This window comes from Streptococcus mitis SK575, from assembly GCF_000257865.1.
Lineage (GTDB): Bacteria > Bacillota > Bacilli > Lactobacillales > Streptococcaceae > Streptococcus > Streptococcus mitis_CQ.
Genome location: NZ_AICU01000007.1, coordinates 51,259 through 75,482, shown reverse-complemented (window position 1 = coordinate 75,482; position 24,224 = coordinate 51,259). Strand labels below are relative to the sequence as shown.

At 39.3% G+C, this 24,224-nt stretch carries 19 protein-coding genes and 4 pseudogenes; 1 reads left to right on the top strand and 22 read right to left on the bottom strand.

Going from position 1 to position 24,224, the window contains the following annotated elements; all coding sequences use genetic code 11:
* Positions 1-113 precede the first annotated feature (113 nt).
* The 21 genes and pseudogenes from HMPREF1048_RS03365 to HMPREF1048_RS03280 all read right to left on the bottom strand — a co-directional run.
* Positions 114-1,244, bottom strand: a complete 1,131-nt coding sequence (locus HMPREF1048_RS03365) for an ABC transporter ATP-binding protein (protein WP_000229952.1) — start codon at positions 1,242-1,244, stop codon at positions 114-116.
* Positions 1,245-1,356: 112 nt separating this feature from the next.
* On the bottom strand, positions 1,357-2,226 hold the full coding sequence (locus HMPREF1048_RS03360) for a helix-turn-helix domain-containing protein (protein WP_000960418.1): 870 nt from the start codon (positions 2,224-2,226) through the stop codon (positions 1,357-1,359).
* Positions 2,227-2,228: 2 nt separating this feature from the next.
* Positions 2,229-2,615: a Mini-ribonuclease 3 gene (locus HMPREF1048_RS03355; protein ID WP_000567926.1), complete on the bottom strand. Its 387-nt coding sequence runs from the start codon at positions 2,613-2,615 to the stop codon at positions 2,229-2,231.
* Entirely contained in the window at positions 2,608-3,951 is a 1,344-nt protein-coding gene (cysS, locus tag HMPREF1048_RS03350; RefSeq protein WP_004248245.1) for a cysteine--tRNA ligase, read from the bottom strand. Before cysS ends, HMPREF1048_RS03355 begins: the two co-directional genes overlap by 8 nt.
* Before the next feature lie 81 nt (positions 3,952-4,032).
* A complete protein-coding gene (locus tag HMPREF1048_RS03345; protein ID WP_000613679.1) occupies positions 4,033-4,917 on the bottom strand; it encodes a GNAT family N-acetyltransferase in 885 nt (294 codons plus the stop codon).
* An 11-nt stretch (positions 4,918-4,928) separates the two neighbouring features.
* Positions 4,929-5,546: a serine O-acetyltransferase gene (gene cysE / locus HMPREF1048_RS03340; RefSeq protein WP_000539971.1), complete on the bottom strand. Its 618-nt coding sequence runs from the start codon at positions 5,544-5,546 to the stop codon at positions 4,929-4,931.
* A gap of 15 nt (positions 5,547-5,561) precedes the next feature.
* Entirely contained in the window at positions 5,562-7,775 is a 2,214-nt protein-coding gene (gene pnp / locus HMPREF1048_RS03335) for a polyribonucleotide nucleotidyltransferase (RefSeq protein ID WP_000166417.1), read from the bottom strand.
* A gap of 726 nt (positions 7,776-8,501) precedes the next feature.
* Positions 8,502-9,368, bottom strand: coding sequence for a methylenetetrahydrofolate reductase [NAD(P)H] (metF, locus tag HMPREF1048_RS03330; RefSeq protein ID WP_004248253.1), 867 nt, complete (start codon positions 9,366-9,368; stop codon positions 8,502-8,504).
* 101 nt (positions 9,369-9,469) lie between these two features.
* Positions 9,470-11,719 (bottom strand): 5-methyltetrahydropteroyltriglutamate--homocysteine S-methyltransferase, encoded by a 2,250-nt coding sequence (gene metE / locus HMPREF1048_RS03325; RefSeq protein ID WP_000108245.1) that lies wholly within the window; start codon positions 11,717-11,719, stop codon positions 9,470-9,472.
* A gap of 272 nt (positions 11,720-11,991) precedes the next feature.
* Positions 11,992-12,273 carry a helix-turn-helix domain-containing protein gene (locus HMPREF1048_RS03320; protein ID WP_000857968.1) on the bottom strand — a complete coding sequence of 94 codons (282 nt, stop codon included), beginning with the start codon at positions 12,271-12,273 and terminating at the stop codon, positions 11,992-11,994.
* Between the two features lie 162 nt (positions 12,274-12,435).
* Positions 12,436-12,801: a TIGR02328 family protein gene (locus tag HMPREF1048_RS03315; protein ID WP_001241785.1), complete on the bottom strand. Its 366-nt coding sequence runs from the start codon at positions 12,799-12,801 to the stop codon at positions 12,436-12,438.
* Complete coding sequence (locus HMPREF1048_RS03310; protein ID WP_000438483.1) at positions 12,785-13,189, bottom strand: YbgA family protein; 405 nt, start codon at positions 13,187-13,189, stop codon at positions 12,785-12,787. The genes HMPREF1048_RS03315 and HMPREF1048_RS03310 overlap by 17 nt, the downstream gene beginning before the upstream one ends.
* A gap of 124 nt (positions 13,190-13,313) precedes the next feature.
* Positions 13,314-13,892 (bottom strand): annotated as a pseudogene (locus HMPREF1048_RS03305) (type I restriction endonuclease subunit R, EcoR124 family); the annotation flags it as partial.
* Between the two features lie 103 nt (positions 13,893-13,995).
* A complete protein-coding gene (locus tag HMPREF1048_RS03300; protein WP_000692823.1) occupies positions 13,996-14,871 on the bottom strand; it encodes an Abi family protein in 876 nt (291 codons plus the stop codon).
* Positions 14,872-15,004: 133 nt separating this feature from the next.
* Positions 15,005-15,169: pseudogene (locus tag HMPREF1048_RS13620) on the bottom strand (Fic family protein); the annotation flags it as partial.
* Positions 15,170-15,208: 39 nt separating this feature from the next.
* A pseudogene (locus HMPREF1048_RS13010) lies at positions 15,209-15,280 on the bottom strand (addiction module toxin RelE); the annotation flags it as partial.
* 93 nt (positions 15,281-15,373) lie between these two features.
* On the bottom strand, positions 15,374-16,111 hold the full coding sequence (locus tag HMPREF1048_RS12430; protein WP_050543102.1) for a hypothetical protein: 738 nt from the start codon (positions 16,109-16,111) through the stop codon (positions 15,374-15,376).
* Between the two features lie 292 nt (positions 16,112-16,403).
* Positions 16,404-16,808 (bottom strand): hypothetical protein, encoded by a 405-nt coding sequence (locus HMPREF1048_RS12420; protein ID WP_157768873.1) that lies wholly within the window; start codon positions 16,806-16,808, stop codon positions 16,404-16,406.
* A 57-nt stretch (positions 16,809-16,865) separates the two neighbouring features.
* Positions 16,866-21,275, bottom strand: a complete 4,410-nt coding sequence (locus HMPREF1048_RS03290) for an Eco57I restriction-modification methylase domain-containing protein (protein ID WP_000987390.1) — start codon at positions 21,273-21,275, stop codon at positions 16,866-16,868.
* A 6-nt stretch (positions 21,276-21,281) separates the two neighbouring features.
* Entirely contained in the window at positions 21,282-21,956 is a 675-nt protein-coding gene (locus HMPREF1048_RS03285) for a DNA methyltransferase family protein (protein ID WP_000392120.1), read from the bottom strand.
* A 144-nt stretch (positions 21,957-22,100) separates the two neighbouring features.
* Positions 22,101-22,400, bottom strand: a pseudogene (locus HMPREF1048_RS03280) (DUF6261 family protein); the annotation flags it as partial.
* 166 nt (positions 22,401-22,566) lie between these two features.
* Between HMPREF1048_RS03280 and HMPREF1048_RS03275 the strand changes: the two are divergent.
* Complete coding sequence (locus HMPREF1048_RS03275) at positions 22,567-23,184, top strand: TVP38/TMEM64 family protein (protein WP_000076165.1); 618 nt, start codon at positions 22,567-22,569, stop codon at positions 23,182-23,184.
* 42 nt (positions 23,185-23,226) lie between these two features.
* On the opposite strand, the gene scrK is transcribed toward HMPREF1048_RS03275, so the two are convergent.
* A complete protein-coding gene (gene scrK, locus HMPREF1048_RS03270; RefSeq protein WP_000164310.1) occupies positions 23,227-24,114 on the bottom strand; it encodes a fructokinase ScrK in 888 nt (295 codons plus the stop codon).
* Between the last annotated feature and the right edge of the window lie 110 nt (positions 24,115-24,224).

The window sequence follows — 24,224 nt, the reverse complement described above, 5'->3', positions numbered from 1 at the left end:
CTTTGATTTTCATTGAGTATAAACAGCCACTCTCCAGTTCAATTGGAGAGTTTTTCAACTCAATCGCAAAAAACACTGCCAGATTTCTAGCAGTGTTTTGAGTTTTATTTATCTTAGTAAACTGTTTTTTCAGTTTCTACATCAAAGAAGTGTGCTTTGTTCAAGTCAAATCCAAGTTCAACTGTTGCACCTGTTTGCAAGTAGTCACGAGCATCAACTTTGGCAACAAATTCATCCTTACCAACTTGGCAGTATAGGTGAGATTCTGAACCAAGCAATTCTGATACAGAGATAGTAGCTTTTACTACTGATTCTGGGAATGTTTCAAGGAAAGCAGGTTCTGCATTCACATCTTCTGGACGGATACCGAAGATCAATTCTTTACCTTCATATCCTTTTTCACGAAGAACTTTCAAAGCTCCTTCTGGAACTTTCAAACGGAAACCGTCAGAAACAATTTCGCTACCAACTAATTTCACATTGATGAAGTTCATTGCTGGGCTTCCGATGAATCCTGCTACGAATTTGTTAACTGGGTTTTTGTAAACTTCTTGAGGAGTACCGATTTGTTCTACACGTCCGATAGTACCTGTACCAGCAGGGTTCTTAGTTGCTGACATGATAACGATACGGTCTGCAAGTGTCATCGCTTCTGTTTGGTCGTGAGTTACGTAGATAGTTGTAGCTCCGATACGACGGTGGATTTTCGCAATTTCAGCACGCATAGATACACGAAGTTTTGCATCCAAGTTTGACAAAGGTTCGTCCATCAAGAATACTTTCGCATCACGGACGATGGCACGACCCATGGCAACACGTTGACGTTGACCACCTGAAAGGTCAGCTGGTTTACGTTCCAAGAATTCCTTCAATCCAAGGATTTCAGCTGCTTCTTGCACACGTTTGTCGATGTCTTCCTTGCTGTATTTACGCAATTTCAAACCGAAAGCCATGTTGTCATAAACCGTCATGTGTGGGTAAAGAGCGTAGTTTTGGAATACCATGGCGATGTCACGATCTTTTGGAGCTACGTCGTTGACAACCACTCCATCGATAGATGCAGTACCTTCTGTAATATCTTCAAGACCAGCAATCATACGAAGAGTTGTTGATTTACCACATCCTGAAGGACCTACGAAAACGATAAATTCTTTGTCTTTGATGTCCAAGTTGAAGTCTTCAACTGAGTAGTGTTCGCTGTTTGGATATTTTTTGTAAATATTTTTAAGATTCAATTCTACCATGAGGTGAACTCCTTTTGTCTTTTGATAGTTTTATTATAGATGAAAACGTTTTACTTTTCTATGGCAAGGTGACCAAAAAAACAAAAAAGTTCTGTGCAACTTGCACAAAACTTTAGAGAATATCTGGTAAAATCAACTGATAGCACAGGGTCAGGTCAGTCAATTCCTTCAACTGTAGACCTGTCAATTCTTCCCACTTATCAATCTTGTATTGGAGAGAATTACGATGCAAATACAGTTGTTGTGCTGTTTTAGTGAGAACAGCACTATTTTTCCAAAGAGAGAGAATGATTTCCTGAATCTGGTCCTGATCCAAAATCATCTGGTGCAGGCATTCTTTAATGACTCTCAGGTCCACAATTCTTTCCCCCATACTCCAAAGATAGAGTTGTGAAAAGGTATGAACACCTTGGTGACCCTGACGCCACCAAGTCTTGAACAAATCGCGCTCCGCTTTGATTAAGTCTGATAGGGCTTGATGGCCTGTCTGAGACCAAACCTGACCCAACATGATAGATAGACGCAGTCCAAAATCATACTCAACCGCTTCAATCGTATCACTTAAAATAGCTCGTACAGAAGTGTATTTATCTTGTTGAAGTACGAAAACATAATCCTGAGCTCCAACCTGAAGCACTGTCTGACAGTTAGGAAAAAGGGTCCGCATCATATCCAGCCAAGAAGCTAGATTTTCCTGCTGAAAATAGGAAAGATGACAATAAACCAACTGAATCTTTTTAAAAGTTTTCGGCGCCTGTCCCTTACCCTCAACCAGATAAGAATACCAAGGATTGAGCGAGCGAGCCTGCTCCTGCTGGGTCAAAAGGGCAACCAACTGCTTTTCACGCTCGCTTAACCCAGCTTCCTCCAGCAAAATCCACTGCTGAGAAGCTAAAGGGAGAGTGAGATAGCCTTCTTTCTCTACTGGTTGGTCTGAAATCTGAGCCTCGGGAAACCAGTCTTGTAGTTCTTTTACAAGCATTTCTACTCCTCTACTTTTTGGATGCACCACGAAATCAAGCTCTCAAGCCGTTCCAGATTTTCAGTCATATGAAGATAGCCCATGACTGCTTCAAAACCCGTGGACATACGGTAAGTCACCACATCGGCATTTTTGGCCTTTGTGTGGCTATTAGTATTGCGACCACGTTTGTAGATTTCTTCTTCTTTTTCCGTTAAGACTTGCTCCTCCAACATGAGGGAAATCAGGCGTGCCTGAGCTTTGGCTGACACATACTTGGTCGCTTCTTGATGGAGTTTATTGGGCTTGGTCATACCTTTGAGGATGAGGTGGCGGCGAATATACATAGAATAAACCGCATCTCCTTCAAAGGCTAGCGCAATCCCGTTAATGAGATTGACATCAATCACGAGTCCACCTCACTCCATCTTTTGTATCCAGTAGTTTAATGCCTTGAGCAGCCAGTTGATCACGAATCTGGTCAGCTGTCGCAAAGTCACGATTGGCACGCGCTTCTTGGCGTTTTTGGATTAAGGCTTCAATGTCTGCATCCAATACTTCCTCAACAAAGACAATCCCAAAGACCTCTAACATATCTGCAAGAGCTTGCTTGACACTTGCATCATAGTTGCCAGAGTTTATCCATTTAGCCATTTCAAAGACTACTGTAATACCGTTGGCAGCGTTAAAATCTTCATCCATAGCTGCTACAAACTTATCTTTAAAGGCTTGCAACTCTTGAGCATCTACAGTTCCAGTGAATGGTTGTTCATAAGTGTTCTTCAGATACTTGAGATTGGTCTCGGCATCACGCACTGCTTTTTCCGTAAAGTTGATAGGCTTGCGGTAATGTTGAGTTGCAAAGAAGAAACGAAGTACTTGCCCATCAATGGTTTTGAGGGCATCGTGCACTGTGATAAAGTTACCCAAGGACTTGGACATCTTGACATTGTCGATATTGACAAAGCCATTATGCATCCAATAGTTGGCGAAAGTCTTGCCTGTTTTGGCTTCTGACTGGGCAATTTCATTGGTATGATGAGGAAACTCCAGATCGGCTCCACCACCGTGGATATCAATGGTATCACCCAGAATCTCTGTCGACATGACCGAACACTCGATATGCCAGCCTGGACGACCAGGTCCCCAAGGACTTTCCCAAGAAATCTCACCTGATTTGGCAGATTTCCATAGTGCAAAGTCCACAGGATTTTCCTTACGAGCCGTCTCTTCATCGGTACGACCTGAAGCACCTAGTTCCAAATCTTCCAAGGTTTTATTAGCCAATTTGGCATAGTTGTGAGATTTTTCCACACGAAAATAGACATCTCCTTGACTCTCGTAGGCAAAGCCTTTCTCAATCAAGTCTTCCACAAAGCGGATGATGTCAGCCATAAACTCCACCACACGAGGATGGCGAGTCGCAGGTTTGACGCCCAAGGTCGTCACATCCTCACGAAAGGCAGCGATGTACTTGTCCGCAACCTCCTGAGGCGTGATACCTTCTTCCTTGGCACGGTTGATAATCTTATCATCCACATCCGTAAAATTGGAAATATAGGCAACCTCGTACCCACGATACTCAAAATAGCGACGAACCGTATCAAAAGCCACTGTTGAGCGAGCATTCCCCACGTGGATATAGTTATACACGGTTGGCCCACAAACATACATCTTGACCTTGCCGTCCTCGATTGGGACAAATTCTCGCAAATCACGAGACATGGTGTCATAGATTTTAATCATAAATCATAATCAGGAAAGCCAAAATCCGAGAACAGTTAGTTTCATCACTAAGAGTTCAATTGAATTTCAGTCCGAATATCTCTACACTTCGGAATCCCTTGCTCCTTTCTCATTCAGATAAACCACCTGAGTCTGTTTGACAAAGCCAATTTTTTCATACAAGCGCTTGGCACCTACATTGCTATCTTCCACTGCAATCTGAAATTCCTTATCATTTTGCTCAATCAATTGGTTGACAAGGTATTTTGCTAAATAGCTTCCATAGCCTTTCCCACGTTCAGGTTCCGATATTGCTAAACCGTAGAAGTAATTCGTATTAGTCGATAAATCTACCGTGCAAGTTCCGATAACCTGACCGTCTTTTAACAAAATATATAAGCGACTTTCTGGATCCTTCAGAGCTTCAGCGACATATCTATCCACAATCTCTCTAGATTCATGCTCTTCTGAGAATGCCTGAAATTTTAACTGACTGATTTGCTCCTGATACGAACTATCTGCTAACAAAACTTCAAGATTAGAAACCTTTGCTAACGGATAAGGTCTTCTATCCTTACCCAACCAAGTTTCTGTATCCTCGTCCTCGACCAATCCCCAGTTGCTAACAAAATCAGGATGGCGGTCTAGAAAAATACGTTCTGTCTGAAAAGTAACTGAACGAATAGGGAAAGAAGCCGTTTCTTTCTCAAAACTAGTAAACAATGCACGCGCAATCCCCTGACGGCGATGATCTGGATGAACCAGTATCGTCACTTCTACATCTTGGTCATCTGCATAGACAGTTAATAAACCAACAAGTTCGCCTTTTTCATAATAAAGGAAAAAGGCGGGCATGTTTGGGTCAAAATTAAGCATGTTAGAAAGATAGGGATCACGATAGGTACCGTCATAGTTTTGGCAACAGTTAATTAGTTTTTTCGCCTCAGATAACTCCTCTCGGCTTAACTTGTTTCTTGCTTGAATCATATAGCTATCCTCTACAACCCAGACGATCTGTGACTGGCTTCTTTAGCCTGCTCGAGTTTATTGACGTAGTACTCTCGTTTTTCTTCGACTTCATGAATGACAGGCTCATCCTTCTTTCCATGAACACGAACAATCTTGGCCGGAATACCGACAACTGTCACATCACTAGGTACATCTGCCACGACAACTGCTGCTGCACCAACCTTGGCATTTTCACCGATTTCCACAGGTCCGATAACTTGGGCATGGGCTGATATGAGAGCGCCCTGACGAACGGTCGGATGGCGTTTGCCACAGTCTTTCCCTGTTCCCCCAAGAGTCACCCCATGATAAAGGAGAACACCCTTTTCAACAATCGCTGTCTCTCCAATCACCAACCCTGAACCATGGTCGATAAAAACACCTGAATCAATCTGGGCACCCGGATGAATCTCAATCTGCGTCCAAAAGCGCCAAAACTGACTGTGCATACGAGCCAGGAGTTTGAAGCCATGCTTCCAGAGAAAATGGGAGATACGGTGGGCCGCCAAGGCCTTGACACCTGGATAAGTCAGCAAAACCTCCAAAGTGGTGCGGGCCGCTGGATCATTTTCTTTTACGATATCAATGGTTTCGCGCCACCATCCCATACATTTCTCCTTTTCTTATTCTGAATCTTTTGGTGTTTCTGTAAATTCTTTCTTAGGTTTTTGGTCCTTGTGATGACGTGGGCGGTGAGGACGCTCAGACTTCTCGCCTTTTTCCTCATGCTCAGGTTTTGGTGGACGAGGAAGAAGAGCCTTCATAGAAGCATCGATACGACCTTTTTCATCAATCTTAATCACCTTAACATCAACTTCATCACCGATTTCTACCAAGTCTTCTACACGGTTAGTTCGCGTCCAAGCCATTTCAGAGATATGAACAAGGGCATCTGTCTTGTCAAAGAGGTTGACAAAGGCACCAAATTTCTCAATACGAACGACTTTAGCACGGTAAACTTCATCCACTTTAGCTTCACGAACCAAACCTGCAATGATTTCTTTAGCACGGTTGATGGCATCTTGATCGCTAGAGTAGATAGAGACGTTACCTTCTTCGTCGATGTCAATCTTAACACCTGTTTCAGCGATAATCTTGTCGATGGTTTCTCCACCCTTACCGATGACAATCTTAATCTTGTCCACATCAATCTTAATGGTATCAATTTTCGGAGCAGTTGGAGCCAATTCTGGACGAACTTCTGGAATGGTTGTTTCAATCACATCAAGGATTTCAAAACGGGCTTTCTTGGCTTGGGCAAGAGCCTCAGTCAAGATTTCTGCAGTAATCCCTTGAATCTTGATATCCATTTGAAGGGCTGTAATCCCTTCACGAGTACCCGCAACCTTAAAGTCCATGTCTCCAAAGTGGTCTTCCAAACCTTGGATATCAGTCAAGACTGTGTAGTTATTTCCATCTGAGATGAGTCCCATGGCAATCCCTGCTACTGGCGCCTTGATTGGCACACCACCAGCCATAAGGGCAAGAGTTCCCGCACAGATAGAGGCTTGAGAAGAAGAACCATTTGATTCCAAGACTTCTGCTACCAAACGGATAGCATATGGAAATTCTTCCAAACTTGGCAAGACTTGAGCAAGGGCACGCTCACCCAGAGCACCGTGACCAATTTCACGACGACCTGGCGCACCGTAACGACCGGTTTCCCCTACAGAATATTGTGGGAAGTTATAGTGGTGCATAAAGCGTTTCTTGTACTCTGGGTCCAAACCATCAATGATTTGAGTTTCACCCATCGGAGCCAAGGTCAAGACTGAAAGAGCCTGAGTTTGCCCACGAGTAAAGAGACCTGATCCATGAACACGAGGAAGGAAGTCAACAACCGCATCCAAAGGACGGATTTCATCGACCTTACGACCGTCAGGACGCACCTTGTCTTCTGTGATCAAACGGCGTACTTCAGCGTGTTCCATTTGTTCCAAGATTTCAGCCACATCACGCATGATACGGTCAAATTCTTCGTGGTCTGCATATTTTTCTTCGTAAACAGCAGTTACTTGGTCCTTAACTGCTTGAGTTGCAGCTTCACGAGCCAATTTTTCTTCTACTTGAACAGCTTTTTGGAGGTCACTGTTATAGGCTGCGATGATTTCAGCCTGTAGTTCAGCATCCACATGAAGCAATTCTACTTCTGCTTTTTCTTTACCCACTGCCGCAACGATTTCTTCTTGGAAGGCAATCAATTCTTTAACAGCTTCGTGACCTTTAAGAAGGGCTTCCAACATGATTTCTTCTGACAATTCTTTAGCTCCAGACTCTACCATGTTGATGGCGTGCTTGGTACCAGCTACTGTCAATTCAAGAAGCGAACACTCTGCTTGTTCTTGACTTGGGTTGATGATGATTTGACCATCTACATAGCCCACTTGCACCCCAGCGATTGGGCCGTCAAATGGAATATCTGAAATAGAAAGCGCCAAGGATGAACCAAACATAGCTGCCATTGGTGCTGAGGCATTTTCATCATAAGAAAGAACTGTGTTGATGACTTGTACTTCATTACGGAAACCTTCCGCAAACATAGGACGGATTGGACGGTCAATCAAACGCGCTGTCAAAGTTGCATCCGTTGAAGGACGTCCTTCACGTTTCATAAAGCCACCAGGAAACTTCCCAGCTGCATACATTTTTTCTTCATAGTTGACTTGAAGAGGGAAGAAATCCCCAGTCGCCATCTTCTTAGACATAACGGCAGCAGTCAAGACCGTTGACTCACCATAACGAACGACAACAGAGCCATTTGCTTGCTTAGCAACCTGACCAGTCTCTACAATTAACTCACGACCCGCAAAAGTCGTTTGAAACACTTGTTTTGTCATTTTAATCCCCTTTGGATTGATGAAATTATACGCCTTGCCTACAAAAATCAAGATACTAAGGGCGTCAAAAGCAAAGTAAAAATAGGAAACTGACGAAGTCTTCGATGAAGACAAGACAGTTTATCTTTTTTACACAGCTTTTCGGCCGGGTTCAATTACACAAGATATTTTGGACGGTTCGGCTTGCCGAACATTTCTGTAGAAAAATAGGAAGGTGACGCCGCACTCGATGAGTGCTAGGAAGCTTATCTTTTTTCCTAAGAAATGAGACCAAAATTCAATTAAGTATCTTTTTGATATTTCCCTGAAATAGTGCGGACGGGAGGTAAAATTATCCAGTGGATGATTTTAGAAATCCAATGGAATTTCAATGGTAATTTTTAATTACTTCGCCTTTTCATTTCTATGCTCAGGCTAAAATAGTTTCCCGAACTATTTTATTCTCAAAAATCCCGTCTTTAGATAATAATATTGTCATCATCTAGGATACCAAGATAGCGTGAAATATCTTTTAAGTACTCACTCCGTTCGTGTTTTTTGAGACACACATTATCAGATTTTGTTTAAAAAATAATCAACTTTAAACAAACTTCTACAACCTAAATACCCTCATCTTTGTATCAAGTACGTACAGAGTCTATTTTATCATATTTTTCTTAAAAAGTGCGGTCTTTACCATTAAAAAGGAACCATTCCCCTCACCTGAGAAGAATGGTTTGCTTTTTATTATCCTAGAGACTGATGATTAAACAAAGCATGAGTTGCTTGGTGGATGTGTTTTGCTGTTTCAGCATTGTTCATAGTGTAAAGATGCACACCAGCAACATCCTGAGTTACCAAGTCCACGATTTGGTCCACTGCATAGGCAAGTCCTGCTGCTCTGAGCGACTCAGGGTCATGCTCATACTTGTCTAAAATGGCTTTAAATTTGCGTGGAAGATGGATATTCTCACAAGTCTTCAAGAGGCGGAGAGCCTGATTTCGATTCAGAATTGGCATAATCCCTGCATGAATAGGAACATCAATCCCAGCCAAGATACACTTGTCTTGGAAATCATAAAAGCGCTCATTGTCAAAGAAAAGCTGAGTTACAAGACTGGAACAGCCTGCATCCACTTTCTTCTTAAGATTTTGGATATCTGAAATCTGATTTGGTGAATCTGGATGCCCTTCTGGATAACAAGCACCAACAATATCAAAGTGAGGGGCTTGTTCCTTGATGAACTCAATTAAGTCCGTTGCATAGCGGAAATCCTTTTGTGGTTCCACATCAGGAATAATATCCCCACGAAGAGCCAAGATTTTCTGTACCCCAACCTTGTCCAAGTCAGCAATAGTTTCAGCGACCTTGTTCTTGGTCAGATAAATAGCTGGCAAGTGGGCAATAGTCGGAATCGCCAAGTCATTTTGGATAAAGTCAGCCAAACGAACCGTTGTTTCCTTAATATTAAACTTATTATTGCTGGCAGTTACACTGATAAAGTGGGGAGCCAACTCCTGCATATCTTGAAGAGCAGAAATAATGTTATCATTACCCACGGCTGGGTTTGGAGGGAACACTTCAAATGAGAGTGACGGTGTTTGGCGTGACATAGTCATTATCCTTTTCTAGTTGATTTTTCGTTAGCTGGATTCCTAGAATCCAAGTGAAACAGGCAGATTGACCAAACAGCACTTCTTAAGAAATCCTTATCTTACAATTTCTCACGCGCAGCTTTAGCTGCTTCAACAAGGCGGATCAAGCTTTCTTTTGTTTCTGGAATACCACGTGTTTTCAAACCACAGTCAGGGTTGATCCAAACTTTCTTGCTTGGCACTTTAGCAAGGATAGCTTCGATTGTATGGTCGATTTCGCCTTCATTTGGCACACGAGGTGAGTGGATATCGTAAACCCCAGGTCCCACTTCTGTTTGGAAGTTTTTCGCTTTGAGTTCGTCCAAGATTTCAAGGTTTGAACGGCTAGCCTCAAATGAGATAACGTCCGCATCCAAGTTATCGATAGCTGGGATGATATCTGTAAATTCTGAGTAACACATGTGAGTGTGGATTTGTGTGTCTGGAGCTACTGTTGAGTGTACCAAGCGGAAGGCAGGAATTGCCCAGTCAAGGTAGTCTTCGTACCAGTCGCTACGACGAAGTGGCAATTTTTCACGAAGAGCAGCCTCGTCGATTTGGATGATTTTCACACCAGCAGCTTCAAGGTCGAGCACTTCATCCTTGATAGCAAGGGCGATTTGAAGAGTAGAATCCTTGATAGAGATGTCCTCACGTGGGAATGACCAGTTGAGAATAGTTACTGGTCCAGTCAACATACCTTTAACAGGTTTGTTTGTACGGCTTTGTGCATAGCTAGACCATTTAACAGTGATAGGGTTAAGACGAGTGACATCACCCCAGATGATTGGTGGTTTAACTCCACGCATACCGTATGATTGTACCCAACCATTTTTAGAGAAGAGGTAACCTGACAAGTTTTGACCAAAGTACTCAACCATGTCATTACGCTCGAACTCACCGTGAACAAGGACATCAAAGTCGATATCTTCTTGCCATTTGATCCATTCGTCAATTGTTTCAGCAAGGAAAGCGTCGTACTCTTCTTGAGACAATTCGCCTTTACGGTAAGCCAAACGTTTAGCACGAACTTCTTTTGTTTGAGGGAATGAACCGATAGTTGTTGTTGGAAGAGCTGGAAGTTTGAAAGCTTCTTCTTGGATAGCTTCACGTTCTGCAAAGGCTGGCAAACGAGTGTAGTCTGCGTCTGTCAAGCCAGCGATACGCGCACGAAGTTCAGCATTTTCACCAACACGCTCAGTCGCAAAGAGTTCTTTGTTAGCTGCAAGTGCTGCTTCACCTTGACCATTGCGGATAGCATCCAAATCACGAATCTCATCCAATTTTTCAACTGCAAAGGCAAAGTGGTTCAAGATAGCTGGTTCAAATTCTTCATTAGCAGTTGTAAATGGCACATGAAGAAGTGAGCATGAGCTTGTCAAGACAATGTTTTCAGCTGGGATTTGCTCAAGAACAGCCAAGCTCTTTTCGTAGTTGTTACGCCAGATGTTTTTACCATTGACAATACCTGCGTAGAGAGTCTTGTCAGCTGGGAAGCCACCTTTAACCAATTCAAGAGTTTTCTTACCTTCAACGAAATCAAGACCGATAGCATCTACTGGCAATTTCACAAGGTCAGCGTAGACGTCACGAACGTCTCCGAAGTAAGTTTGAAGTAAGACTTCAAGACCTTTTTTACCAGCCAAAAGTTTGTTGTAGAGGTTCAAGAAAAGAGCTTTTTCTTCAGCTGTCAAGTCTTTAACAAGAGCAGCTTCATCCAATTGGATACGAGTCGCACCAAGTTCTGCCAATTTAGCAAAAACTTCTTGGTAAGCAGCCACTAAGCTATCTACGAAGTCTTCTGCTTTCACGCCTTCTTCAAAGTCTGACAATTGAAGGAAAGTGAATGGACCTACAAGAACAGGGCGAGTGTTCAATCCAAGTTCTTTTGCTTCTTGAAACTCATCGAAAATCTTGTGACCTGCAAGTTTAACTTGAGTGTCTTTTTCAAATTTAGGAACGATGTAGTGGTAGTTGGTGTTGAACCATTTCTTCATTGGAAGGGCACGAACATCCCCCTTTTCTCCTTGGTAACCACGACCCAAAGCAAAGTAGCGCTCAAGGTCAGACAAGTCCAAGTTTTGAACTGAAGCAGGTACCACGTTGAAAAGGAAAGCTGCGTCTAGGAAGTTATCATAGTGAGAAAAGTCATTTGATGGGATTTCAGTGATACCTTTTTCTTTGACGATATTCCAGTGTTTAGCGCGCAATTCTTTTGCTGCTGCCAAGAGTTCTTCTTCTGAGATTTCTTTTCTAAAGTATTTTTCAGTTGTAAATTTTAATTCGCGGAATTCGCCCAAACGAGGGAAACCGATAATTGTAGTTGACATGATGTGTCCTCCAAAATTTGTTGTTGAAACTATCTTAACAGAAAAGAAATCATCTGTATAATTGTAAAAAATTAGGCTTTGATATAGTTTGAAACTATACCTTTATTTTGAACAAAAGAAAAAGACTTGAGACACATGCCTCAAATCCTTTGTATAGCTTGTTTTATAGCTGTATCCCAGTTAGAATACTCAAATGCGTTATTAGTAATTCTTATAAGTGACTATGACTTGTTATTAGAAAAGACTATTACTGATTCTAGTCAACTTTTCCCCTATTCAAGTGGAACGACTGCTAGTGTCTTTCCTAAACTAGCTAAAACTTTCAAGACTGTATCCAACTGAGGACTAGTCTTTCCTGTTTCCATTCTAGCTATGACAGGCTGGCTTACTCCACTAAGTTCTTCTAGCTTTTTCTGGCTGATTCCTTGCTCATGTCTGGCTTCAATCAACTCACTCATGATAGCCACTCGCATATCACTTTCAAGAATTTCCTCCTTGGTAAAGAGTTCAGATCGGACATCCTTCCAATTACTACCAATAGCACTAGTCTTCATCACTTAACCTTCTTTCTTTCTAATTTAATTAGAACTCAAAAGTTATTAAAAGTAAATCCTAACATTCATAAAAAGAAGACCTTAGAAAAATTCCAAAGGTCTCATCTTTATTATTCGAAAAAAATTACGGGAAGAGTTATAAATTAAAGACAATCCTTACTATTATTCCAGCTCTATCCCCTTCTCACCGAGATTAGCCAGACACTCCTCATAATAGGCGTCGTCATGTTCACTGTATATAGGATTAGTCAACTTCTCCTCTGCTAAATCTTCATAAGGAAGGCAAGTCTTACCACGATAGTTCTTGTCCAGCCACTCTGGACTGACATTGTAGCCACGGTTAGCCATCTCCTCCATGATCAAGTCATGATAGGCATAGAGACGATAGGGTGAGTGAGTAAAGACATAGTCCACCGTCGCATGCTTTCTGCCCCAGCCATTGCCACGTAGGGCACAACACTCTCGATGTTGCCCCAAAAGTTGAGGACGTGGAAGTTGTGGAATCAAAGCCTCATGCCAAAGTCTCATAGGAGTCTCCTTTCAGTAAAGTCGAATGTTGCAAGAAGCTATTTGGATAGCGTTCAAGCAAGTCTCGAGTCTTAGCGATCACATCTTCCTTGGAAGCCTGACCAAAGCGGTAGCGATCCAGCAAGAGCATGTAGTCCTTGCGCTCGGCATCTGTCGCTTTCTTTTTGAAATAGCCCCAAACATGTTGAAAGGCATTGCAAACCTGACCCCTGTGTTCTGGGATTTGACATGCACGGTCAATCATCTCTTGAACCTTACTCACCTCCACCTGTTCATTCTTCAAGTATTGGCGAATCTCATTGTAAATATTGCTGGAATGACTCAAGACGAGATATTTGTTCCTAGCCCAGAGTTGTTGGCACTGGGATTTTTGGTTAGTTTGTTCCATGTTTCTCCTTGTTTTCTATCAGTTTCCAGGAAATATGGAAACAAAGTTTTAACTTAAAAATGAGCGAATAAATAGTGTTTTTTGTAGAACCTGATTTTTCTAATAAATCGTGGTCGACACCCCCTTAAATACCTGAATAAGTCTCTACCAACAACTGAATCTTACGTAAAACTTCTTGCTTTTTCCGTTCACGCGCTCCCTGTCGACGAGAAGTTGGGGGAATAATCGAATCCAAATCAGTCCCACTGTTCTCAGCATAACCTCGTTGAATTGATTTGTCGATGAATAATTGATAATCAGCTACAAGCTTCTCAGCCTCAGCTAGGTCATGGATTGCGATTTTCTTGCGCTCCTTGCCATATTCATAGAAAGCATTGATAATCCCATCATGGTCTTTCAATTTTTGCAAATCAGTGTCATTGATAAAGCCGATAACCAACTCTTCTTTGGCACGAATATCGATACTAGAACGAATCACACGACTAACTTCTGCTTTCATTGCTTCTTTGGACTCAGAATTCTTCGATTTTTCAACAATCAATGCAAGAATGTAGTCCAGATTAATCTCATCTGTTTTTAAGAGTTCGATTTCAAATGCAACATCTGAAAGATCAACATCCAAATCCTTAGTCTTTTCATAATTTTTAAGGTTCAAAAATTCATCTCGAATTTCCACATAGGCACTTCGTTTTTCAAGTAAATGAGGTAATTGTTTCCCCACGCTTTATGAATGCCACTTCCCCCAACTCTTTCCACTCAACGGGACAGTTTTGGATTTCTTCTAGGAATGTTCATTTCGTACTCTCTCATTTCTTTAGTATTTCTTCCCATTTCCCCACAAATCCAATATGATGCAGATGAATCACTGCTTGATAGCGTTTAATGAGTTCTGACAATTCACATAAAAAACCTTCATTCCATTTTTTCTTATCAGGATAGAGGCTTTTAACTGCATAAAGCTGTGCCATTAGTCTATTTTTCAATTTACTATTGTCATTCATAAAAGCAGGGAGTTGACCAGGGATCTTTGTAAAGCTTGTGTAGTATAATCGATTATAATGGGCGCAGTAATTTCTTAAAACCACTGCAACTTCTAGATAGGTTCTAACTTGAGTGGACTTTATACCGACATTTTTAGCAATTTCTTGTTGAATATCTATCGGAGAATCTGCAAAAAATTTCGAAGTCATTCCAAAAGTAAAAAATTCTACTAAAACCCAAATAGGGAATTCTCCATCATATTTTCGCTGATGATGCTTATAAATCGGACTTTTCTGTCTATGGCTCAATTCTTTTTCAATATCTTCTAAAAATTCATCATGTTTATGAAATTTATTAAAATTAATCGCTTCTTTATAAGCTAAAGCTCCGTATTTGTTTCCATGATGATAGGCAACTTGAGTCCTAAAATACAACTCAATATCCTCTAAATACTTGAAAATAAGCAAGCGTAACTCTGCATCAAAACAAGCAATTCCATAAATTTTTTCCAAAGAAACCTTACTGGAATCATACTTCTGCGTCTCTTTATCACGAAAAGGTAAAAAATAAGCAGTTAGTCGATAATAATTAACCTTTTGTAAAATATCAATCGCATACTCCTTTGATTTGATATCTTTACAACCGTGCTCAATTAATTTGGCTACCTGCTCATCCCAAGTTTTAAATTCTTTAATTTTCATAATAACTTCCGTATAAAAAAATGTCCGCCTTGTCACATCAAAGAGAGGTGGGCGGTCCTATTAATTCCATTATACCGTTTTTAACAAATAATTCAAGGATTTTTTACTTTTTTTGAAATTATGACAAATTATTTTCAAAATGCACGATACAAGATTTGACAATATCAGATATCTGACTAAATTTAGTCCAAATAAATAAGCCCGATAACAGATTAGGAACAAACTGTAGTCTCGCTCCAAGATGAACAACTTTCCCTGCTACATCAAAAATACCAACATCTCCTAATCGAAACCAACCTAGACGGAAAGCAATCAGGTCTCTATATTCAACATTTTATTACTCATAGTGATTGCTGACCTCCTCTATTTTTAGGATTTCGATTTCTACAGGGATGGAAAAAACCTTCTCCATCACCCTTTAAAATCATTCAAAAATTCTTTAAGTTCAGCGTCGGTTTCTGATCCGCGGAAATTCTTCATAATCTATAAAATGACGTTAATTCTAAAAAACTTTCTTATTTATTTCCGAAACATTATTCTTTCCAGCTCGTCCATCACTTGGAGTTTTTGCCATGGTAATAGTATAACGGTTATCATCAAAATAAGTTAGTTTATAATGTTTCCCTTCGTCAGAAATAGAGAATCCCAATTGTTTCAAATCTTGCTTCAACTTTCCAGTTAAACCTCTGTAGTCTGTTAAGAGACGTTTTACTTCTTCTCTCTTCTTACTAAGAAAATCTTCAATATTATTTTGCTGAATAATATCCTGAACAATATGTTTTTTGCGTGTATCATCTTGAATATTTGCTAAACTATCAGATAATACAGATAAAATAAATTCTTTCTTCTCATCTTGGAAAAATTCCTTTTCACTTCCACTAGATAAGAAACCACTATCATTCACTGTCCTATTATTGAAAGAATCTTTATAGAAAGCTAACTCATTTTCCAAATCAGAGATACTGTCACGTAAACGGCTATTTTCTTCCGTAAGATCATCGAAATCACTACTAAAACTATTGAGGAGTTCCTCCGTTTCTTCCTTAGTTCTCTCTGCTTTAGTTCTTTTTTCTCTTTGACTTTCGAAACGATCATTAAGTAGGAAGGTTGTCACTCCATCCCAAGTATATAAAGGATCAATGCTTTGCTGATTTGTAAAATTAATAATGTCTTTTACAATGTTTTGTCTAGTTATAGTGGGATCAAAATATTCATAATTTAAAAGTCTCTTATGTTTCACCACATCTGATTGATAATAGATTCCAATTGCTCCATTGTACTCGTTAGCCCCTCACATTGTTCCCGAATTAAAGTATTTGTTTCAAGATCATATTGTACAAAAATATGTGCTACACCTTTAAGGGAATAAGCCAATTTATTAATGTCAATAGGAATCCTATCTGAAAATGTCTTTGATACATAAACCACGGGTAAATCATAGCTCTTTGTACTATTTATGACATCAGTCAAAATATTGGCATTTTCAAAATCAATCCAATGGGGATCCATCAATATAGGAAGATCATTGTCATTTACAACATAACCTTTTCAATCAATAGTTTAATAAATAATGGAGTTGTGAATGAAGGATCAACACCAATAGCATCTTCTGTAAAACTACGATCCAGCATGATTGACATTTTATAGTCTCTAAAGTTCATGATATAATCTGTTTTCCAAATGATTCCATCATCTAATTTTTTTACATATCTTACAGCTATGATTTCTTCATTTCTATATTCTTTAAATTCCAGTGAAATGGTTTCATCACCAAATTTTTGATTGTAGGATCCATCCCAATTCAAATTGGGTATAACATTATTTTCATGTGGACTTCCTTGATTCCATTCAATTACTAAATTCAAAAAATCATCTTTAGTTAACGACTTATCAATCTTTAAAATTGTAGAAAAAAGTAACATTTCTTTTCCTTCCATTACTAATCTAACTTAACATGACACATAAATAAAAAAGTATTTTTACCTCTACTTCTTTTACTTTTTGAAGTTGTCAACATATTCTTTAATATATTCCATCTCAAGTCCTGAAAGTTTCATTAATTTCTTCAACTGCAAATCAATATCATCTTCAAAATCAATTATATTATTCTCTGAGCTATAATCTATTAAATCTGGTACATATTTTCCCAATGACTTAAGCGATTCGTCCGTCATCAAAAATGCAAATCTAATAATATAACTCTTCATATACTTATAGAAATTTTGTGCTTCTTGCTCAGTATCAAACGCTTTTAGAGCTATGCGAGATCGTCCAAAAGCAGAATGATTATCTAAAATCTCCAGCTGATTATCACGTTTTTGGCCACCTGCATTGGCACTAGATACCACAACTTTCCACTTATCAATCAAATGACTATTCACCTTAATAGCATCTTTATCAGCAATAAACCACATTGCTCGTCCAGTTTTACCACTTTTATCATTGGTCAGTAATTTAATTTGATTTTTGTAATCTAATGACTGTCCAGTATAAATCTGAACTTTATCAGGATTCCGTTCTGCAAAGTCACTCTCAATCTGGAATAACTTTTGATTGATAACACTACTTTCAGAGATAAACTTAAATTTATTTACATTAACAAATTTTTCCAACTTATCAACAACATGACGATTCTTAGGATTTAAAACTAATAATTTTTCACCCGGATAATCAAGAAGTTCAACCTGATCAAATCCATCCTCAGAATAAATATATTCGAATTGAGTATTTTCCTTGCTGAAATCTTTAACTACGACTGAAATACCGTCACCAATAGCAACATCTCTAAAAATATCGTCTGCCTTAGGATAATAAAATAGTTTATCAAGGTGCGGACTATTTATTTGACTTAATCCAAATTCTGACATTCCCTTTCCAGACCTATGGATCCATCGTCCACCAGGATAAATCAAACAAGAGAAATTTTGAGCAACAACGTCAGCAACTAATTGAAAATCTTGAAAAACATTACGAACTCTCTTTTGTTGACCAAGTCTCATCGTTTTATCATTCGTAGACTCCTGATAAGGGGGATTCCCAATCACAACATCAAATTTCACTTTTTCAAAAGCCTCCTCTACTTGTTTTTTTCCTTCTTCAATACTTGATTTTAAAGTATTTGAAAAGTTTTCGATATAGGCTACATTCGTTTTAAATTTTTTGTAACCTGCTAACGTTCGTTCTGTTATAGTCTTAGCCATTGGTGTTTTTGCAATGGCATAAATGTTGTTTTCTAAGATTCCACGATAGACACTGTCGGCGTCAAAGCGATTATCATCATTATTTTGTACATATCGATAATAGAGACTCATAGCAGCATGTAAAGGGTAAAGTCCCGTCTTAGCATTAATATCAATGATTTTAGTATCTGGATGGTAAACACTAGCCGTAACTTCTGTTTCTATCCAATGAAGATTAGGCTTAGCACCATCTGTCATAGATTCAAAGTTATCATCATAAAAATTAAGTCCTCCGATTCCTTTAGCAATTTGCATATTGACCACGCGCCATGGTGTCAAAACAGTCTCCTTATCTGGGTTTTTAAAGCTACTAAATAAAGTGGCAATCTCTTCTGCACGTTCAATAAAATCAAGATTATCAAAAGATTTAGCTCGTTGACGAATGATCCGCCCAGCCTCAATAAAGACTTCAGCATCATAATACTTGGTAATTTCTTTGAACATTCCTTTAGTGAATCCAGATGGCATAAATTCTTTCCAAGATTCGTCATCGACTTCTTTGATAAAATCTTCTATCGTGATATCTTTACTTAAATCGACATCCATTCCGTAGATCATCATTGGAATACGAATAGAAACTCCACGTAAGATAGAAATCAAAGTTTTTTGTTGTTTACGAGCCTCTTTGAGTTTCTCTATTGCTTCTTTTTCCTCTTGAGTACGTTCACGAGGTGGTTTTTTCTTACCACGTTCTGCCTTATCATACTCTTCATTGGTTAAACCACTTTTATTAACTGTCACCTTGGTAGGTGTTTTTTGTTTTTGCGTTTTACCGACGATAGCACTTAATTTATTAAAACGTTCAGCATCATCAGAAGTTAGTGTTAAGAGGTGGTCATTATAAAGGCTATCATCTTCAAAACCTGAGCGAACAGCTTTTTCGGCATAGACTTTCTTTATCTGCGTTAACATACGATCAACATCAAAGGGTTGCATGCCATTATCGCCTTTACCCAAAATTGGTAAAAAGTTAAGCAGATTTGACATAGCTTGTTTCTGTTGTTGAGTATTTTTCTTACCAACACCTGAGTTAATTTGAGCACTTTCAGCCATTACTGTCAAAGCACGATCAGGAGCAAAATCAAAGATGTAACAACGTTTCTTCATACCTAATTTTTCATGTGAGAATGGTGTCTGCGCACGAAAAGCAGCCTGTAAATAATTCATAGAACTACTTGTATTGGAAAGAAACATAACGGCTGTCCACTCTGGAATATTGACGCCTGTTGTTAATCTGCGAACGGTCAAAGTGATTGTTTTTGTTTGCGAAGGATCATCCGTAATCGCTTGACGTACCTTCGAAAGATCATCCTCTGAAGTATCTAAGATATTATCACTCTTATCGTTTCGTACGACATTAACAATCTTATAATCCATCCCAAACACTGGATGTTCTGTTAAAAGCCTTTCAAAAGCGTTAGCTTCTTTAACTCCTGGCATAAGCCATAGAGTATGACGGAGTTCATCACGATATTCTCTTGTTGAAAAAGGATACTTAGTGTCACTATTTGGATTAGTAATATTATCCAAAAAACGTCGAACATCTGCTTTATAAACTAATTCTCCCTTATCATCAACTCTAAAAAATTCTCGGAAATTAAAAGCTTTATTTTCATCAGTAAATTTTTCCTTATGTTTCATCTCAAAAGTATACATAAGCACTTCTGGAAGTTGTTCATATGGGTTAGGTTGATCAGGATTTTCCAAGTCCCATTTCAGTTTGGCTTGTTGTTCCATAACATAGTCCCAAGTGTAGACTTGTTCAGGTGCAAACTGATCAAGAAGGTTAAATGGTGTACCAGATAATTCTAGAATCTTGGTGTGACCTTCTTTAACTAAAGCTTTCATGACTGTATCACTTAGTTCAGTTTGAGTTCCTTCATGTGCTTCATCAATAATGATTAAATCCCAGTCTATATCAGTAAATTCAGGAAGATTAGTTTGAGCACCTTTATACCGGAGGAGTTGAATAGAAGCGAAATAGATAAAGGGATTGTCTCCCTTTTTCAGTGTTGAAAGTTTTTCCCCCTCATCAACTGAACCATATAAATACCCAGCGTTTGCCATATCCATTTTTTTGTAATCTTCAAACCATGAATCACGAACTACTGGTCTATGTGTCATGATTAGAACACGTTGAAAGCCTTCTTGTTTAATAAGCTCCAAAGAGGTTAAGGTTTTACCAAAACGCATCTTGGCATTCCAAAGCATTCGATTTTTTTTCTTATATGTTTCCTGTGTTTGCTTAACGGCAGCATCCTGTTCAGGACGAAGCGTGATTTTAACTTTTTCAGTTTTATATTCAGCTTGAATATCATTGATAAAAGATTGCCCATCCTTTACTGCCTTGATGGCTTTTTTAGCTGTCTCTAAATCAGTCTTAAACCATTCATTACCTGCTAATTCTTCAGGGTGTTTAATTCCTGACCGCTTTAAAACTTCATGGACGTCATGATCATGAAACCAAGTTTTTGTAGATTTTTTATAAGCTAGCTCAACCCACCCAAGTTCAAAATGAAGACCAGCGGTTGTCATATATTGCTTAATTCTTTTTGGTGCTATTTTACGTAAAAACTCACTATTAGGGGTCCAGTCTGCTTCAATATCGTCAGAAGCTACAGATCCTTCTCCAATTTTTTGAGCCCCTTCATAAGCAGCAAATTTCCCACTTTCATTATTCACTGTCTGAACATAGATAAACTTGCGTTCGGCAGTTGTATAACGCTCTTGCGCTTTGGGTTCTAAGAAATTCTCATACAAAGAAACTTTAATTTTCTTATCAACATACTCAGTCATGAACCAAACTAAAATCATATAAACTAACTTTAATGACTTTAGTGCATTCTCTTGAGTTGCATCTTTAGGATTTAGTTCATGAGCTGAATTATTTCCATGCCCTTTAATTTCAAAAAAAGCATCCACTACTGCCTTATTTTTAATATAAGATTTGATAGTTTGTAACGTCTCATGAAAAGTAGAATGAGACGGTAATTCAATGAATACACGATCAGCAAATAGGATTGCTGTATTCTCAGCAACTTTACGAACTTTAGTCAACACACCCTCGTAATCTTGTTGAGTATAGTTATTCTCAGCCATATTTATAGTTGAAAAAAGTTCTGCTGTTTCTATGTTCACTCTTAAAAAATCAAAATTCGACATCATAAAATTCTATTCTCCCAAGGTATAAACTTTTTTAATCCTTACTTGACGGACTTCTTTATTTTGCATGTTTTCTTCCGTGAGTTCAAATAAGCTTAGTTGTCCTTCAATCATTTTTCCATTATCAACTATATCTTCACCAAATAATTCAGCAAATGTAAAAGGAATTTTTTCAACCAAACTAGGATAACCCTTTATTCGTTTCCACTCATTAAACATGATAGGCTCATCTGTATCAGGATGTCTTTTTGTCAATGTATTCCCTCTAACAATATTTTTAGTAATTAAGTAACGAGCTGATTTATATAAATCATTTCTGCTACTCAACCTTTCTCCAAATGCTTCCTCAAACCAATCAAGATAATGCAAAAACATTCTTGCTCTAGCAACTTCAAGATTATCTTCAAGATATTCAATTCCATAAATTGATGATAAAGCAAACAAAGATTTTGTTTTCCAATTTTTCTTGTCATAATTCCTAGTAACAGCAGAGAGTTTTCTTTGAAGTATTGCTTCTAAAAAATTCCCATCTCCTGCTGAAGGTTCCAGAAAAGTCGCATAAATATCTGCTGTTTTTTCCCTTATACCAGGAGTATCTAGCATCTTTTGGACCATCCATGAAGGGGTAAAAACCTCCCCATGTTTTTGTACTCTCTCTTTCGATTTAATAATATTTTCTTCCATGACCCTCCCCATTCTTTAATCAACCAAGTTTAAATTACATTTGAATGTACATATTAAAAAAATTTCATCTCATCTACTATTTTCTTATATTATACCACGAAACCACAAAAATCCCCTTAGAAATCCGCTTCTAAGGGGTTGTCTTTATCCTGCTGTTTGGGCTGGTTCTGCTGGTTTGGGCTTCTTATCTTTCTTGCCACTAGTGATGAGACGGCGCTTACTGTCTCGGATTGTATTGAGTTCCTTGAGGAGTTAAGTCAGGTGTTCCTTTTCAGGATAGGCTTCTGCACTGGCTGCGGTATCACGCATAAAGAGGTCATAGCTGGTTGAAAGTTCGATACGGAGTTGTCTGGTCTTGCCAACTTCCTTGGCAGACTTGTGAGCATTCGCCTTACTTTCCACTTGGTAATATTCCTCTAGAGCATTGACCACCACCGTCAGCAACAGAATATTTGTAAATTTATTGAATGACGATTATTCTAAACTCAGATCACATGTAAACTTTAGGAAGTAGACCTATTTACTTTCTATTCCTCTTCAAAAACACTCATTCCCCCTTTCTCCTCCAAAATATGGTATAGTAGAGTTATACTATCTATGAGGAGTTTACATGTCACAGGATAAACAAATGAAAGCTGTTTCTCCCCTTTTACAGCAAGTTATCAACATCTCATCGATTGTCGGTGGGATTGGGAGTTTGATTTTCTGTATTTGGGCTTATCAGGCTGGGGTTTTACAGTCTAAGGAAACCCTCTCTGCCTTCATCCAACAGGCAGGCATCTGGGGGCCACCTCTCTTTATCTTTTTACAAATTTTACAGACGGTCGTTCCTATCATTCCAGGAGCCTTGACCTCGGTGGCTGGTGTCTTTATCTACGGTCACATCATCGGGACTATCTACAACTATATCGGTATCGTGATTGGCTGTGCCATTATCTTTTATCTGGTGCGCCTCTACGGAGCTGCCTTTGTCCAGTCTGTCGTCAGCAAGCGCACCTATGACAAGTATATCGGTTGGCTAGATAAGGGCAATCGCTTTGACCGTTTCTTTATCTTTATGATGATTTGGCCCATTAGCCCAGCTGATTTTCTCTGTATGCTGGCTGCCCTGACCAAGATGAGTTTCAAGCGCTATATGATTATCATCGTTCTGACCAAGCCCTTTACCCTCGTGGTTTATACCTACGGTCTGACCTATATTATTGACTTTTTCTGGCAAATGCTTTGACATGTAAAAAATCCGTTTGGTTTCCCAAGCGGATTTTGTGCTTTATTTTGAAACTTCTTTTGCAAGGACAAAGTTCCCAAGTGTGGCAGAACCATTCCCTGCGACTGCTGGCGTCACGATGTAATCACGCACATCTGGTACTGGTAGGTAGCCATTAAGAAGAGATGTAAATTTCTCACGGACACGGTCCAGCATGTGTTGTTGAGCCATGACCCCTCCACCAAAGACAATCACGTCTGGGCGGAAAGTCACTGTCGCATTAACCGCAGCTTGAGCGATATAGTAGGCTTGAACATCCCAAACAGGGTTGTTGAGTTCAATATTTTCCCCACGTACACCTGTACGAGCTTCCAAACTTGGACCAGCTGCATAGCCTTCCAGACATCCCTTATGGAAAGGACAAACACCCTTAAACTCTTTTTCAATATCCATTGGGTGTCTAGCAACATAATAATGGCCCATCTCAGGGTGACCCACACCGCCGATAAACTCACCACGTTGGATGACACCTGCACCGATACCAGTACCGATTGTGTAGTAAACCAAGTTTTCGATACGACCACCAGCATTATTACGGGCAACCACTTCACCATAAGCAGAGCTGTTTACGTCTGTAGTGAAGTACATTGGCACGTTGAGGGCGCGACGAAGGGCACCAAGCAAGTCCACATTTGCCCAGTTTGGTTTTGGAGTCGTTGTGATAAAGCCATAAGTTTTTGAGTTTTTATCAATATCAATCGGACCAAATGAACCAACTGCAAGACCAGCAAGATTATCGAATTTCGAGAAGAACTCAATGGTTTTATCGATTGTTTCGATTGGAGTTGTTGTTGGAAATTGTGTTTTTTCTACAACGTTAAAGTTTTCATCACCGACAGCACAGACAAACTTTGTACCGCCCGCTTCCAAGCTTCCATATAATTTTGTCATGATAAACCTCTTGTTTTTATTTTCTTTATTATAGCATATTTCAAAAGTCTAAATTTCTCTATTTTTTAGATTTTCCTCTGTAAATCTTACCATTCAAGCAAAAACGAACA

Bases quoted from the DNA above. Each gene is read 5' to 3' on its own strand.
- scrK (WP_000164310.1), bottom strand. From the start codon at position 24,114: ATGACAAAATTATATGGAAGCTTGGAAGCGGGCGGTACAAAGTTTGTC.
- metF (WP_004248253.1), bottom strand. From the start codon at position 9,368: ATGTCACGCCAAACACCGTCACTCTCATTTGAAGTGTTCCCTCCAAAC.
- HMPREF1048_RS03315 (WP_001241785.1), bottom strand. From the start codon at position 12,801: ATGAGACTTTGGCATGAGGCTTTGATTCCACAACTTCCACGTCCTCAA.
- HMPREF1048_RS03360 (WP_000960418.1), bottom strand. From the start codon at position 2,226: ATGCTTGTAAAAGAACTACAAGACTGGTTTCCCGAGGCTCAGATTTCA.
- HMPREF1048_RS03310 (WP_000438483.1), bottom strand. From the start codon at position 13,189: ATGGAACAAACTAACCAAAAATCCCAGTGCCAACAACTCTGGGCTAGG.
- pnp (WP_000166417.1), bottom strand. From the start codon at position 7,775: ATGACAAAACAAGTGTTTCAAACGACTTTTGCGGGTCGTGAGTTAATT.
- HMPREF1048_RS03320 (WP_000857968.1), bottom strand. From the start codon at position 12,273: ATGAAGACTAGTGCTATTGGTAGTAATTGGAAGGATGTCCGATCTGAA.
- HMPREF1048_RS03275 (WP_000076165.1), top strand. From the start codon at position 22,567: ATGTCACAGGATAAACAAATGAAAGCTGTTTCTCCCCTTTTACAGCAA.
- cysS (WP_004248245.1), bottom strand. From the start codon at position 3,951: ATGATTAAAATCTATGACACCATGTCTCGTGATTTGCGAGAATTTGTC.
- HMPREF1048_RS03285 (WP_000392120.1), bottom strand. From the start codon at position 21,956: ATGGAAGAAAATATTATTAAATCGAAAGAGAGAGTACAAAAACATGGG.
- HMPREF1048_RS12420 (WP_157768873.1), bottom strand. From the start codon at position 16,808: ATGGAAGGAAAAGAAATGTTACTTTTTTCTACAATTTTAAAGATTGAT.
- HMPREF1048_RS03345 (WP_000613679.1), bottom strand. From the start codon at position 4,917: ATGATTCAAGCAAGAAACAAGTTAAGCCGAGAGGAGTTATCTGAGGCG.
- cysE (WP_000539971.1), bottom strand. From the start codon at position 5,546: ATGGGATGGTGGCGCGAAACCATTGATATCGTAAAAGAAAATGATCCA.
- HMPREF1048_RS03290 (WP_000987390.1), bottom strand. From the start codon at position 21,275: ATGATGTCGAATTTTGATTTTTTAAGAGTGAACATAGAAACAGCAGAA.
- HMPREF1048_RS03300 (WP_000692823.1), bottom strand. From the start codon at position 14,871: ATGAAAATTAAAGAATTTAAAACTTGGGATGAGCAGGTAGCCAAATTA.
- metE (WP_000108245.1), bottom strand. From the start codon at position 11,719: ATGTCAACTACAATTATCGGTTTCCCTCGTTTGGGCGAATTCCGCGAA.
- HMPREF1048_RS03365 (WP_000229952.1), bottom strand. From the start codon at position 1,244: ATGGTAGAATTGAATCTTAAAAATATTTACAAAAAATATCCAAACAGC.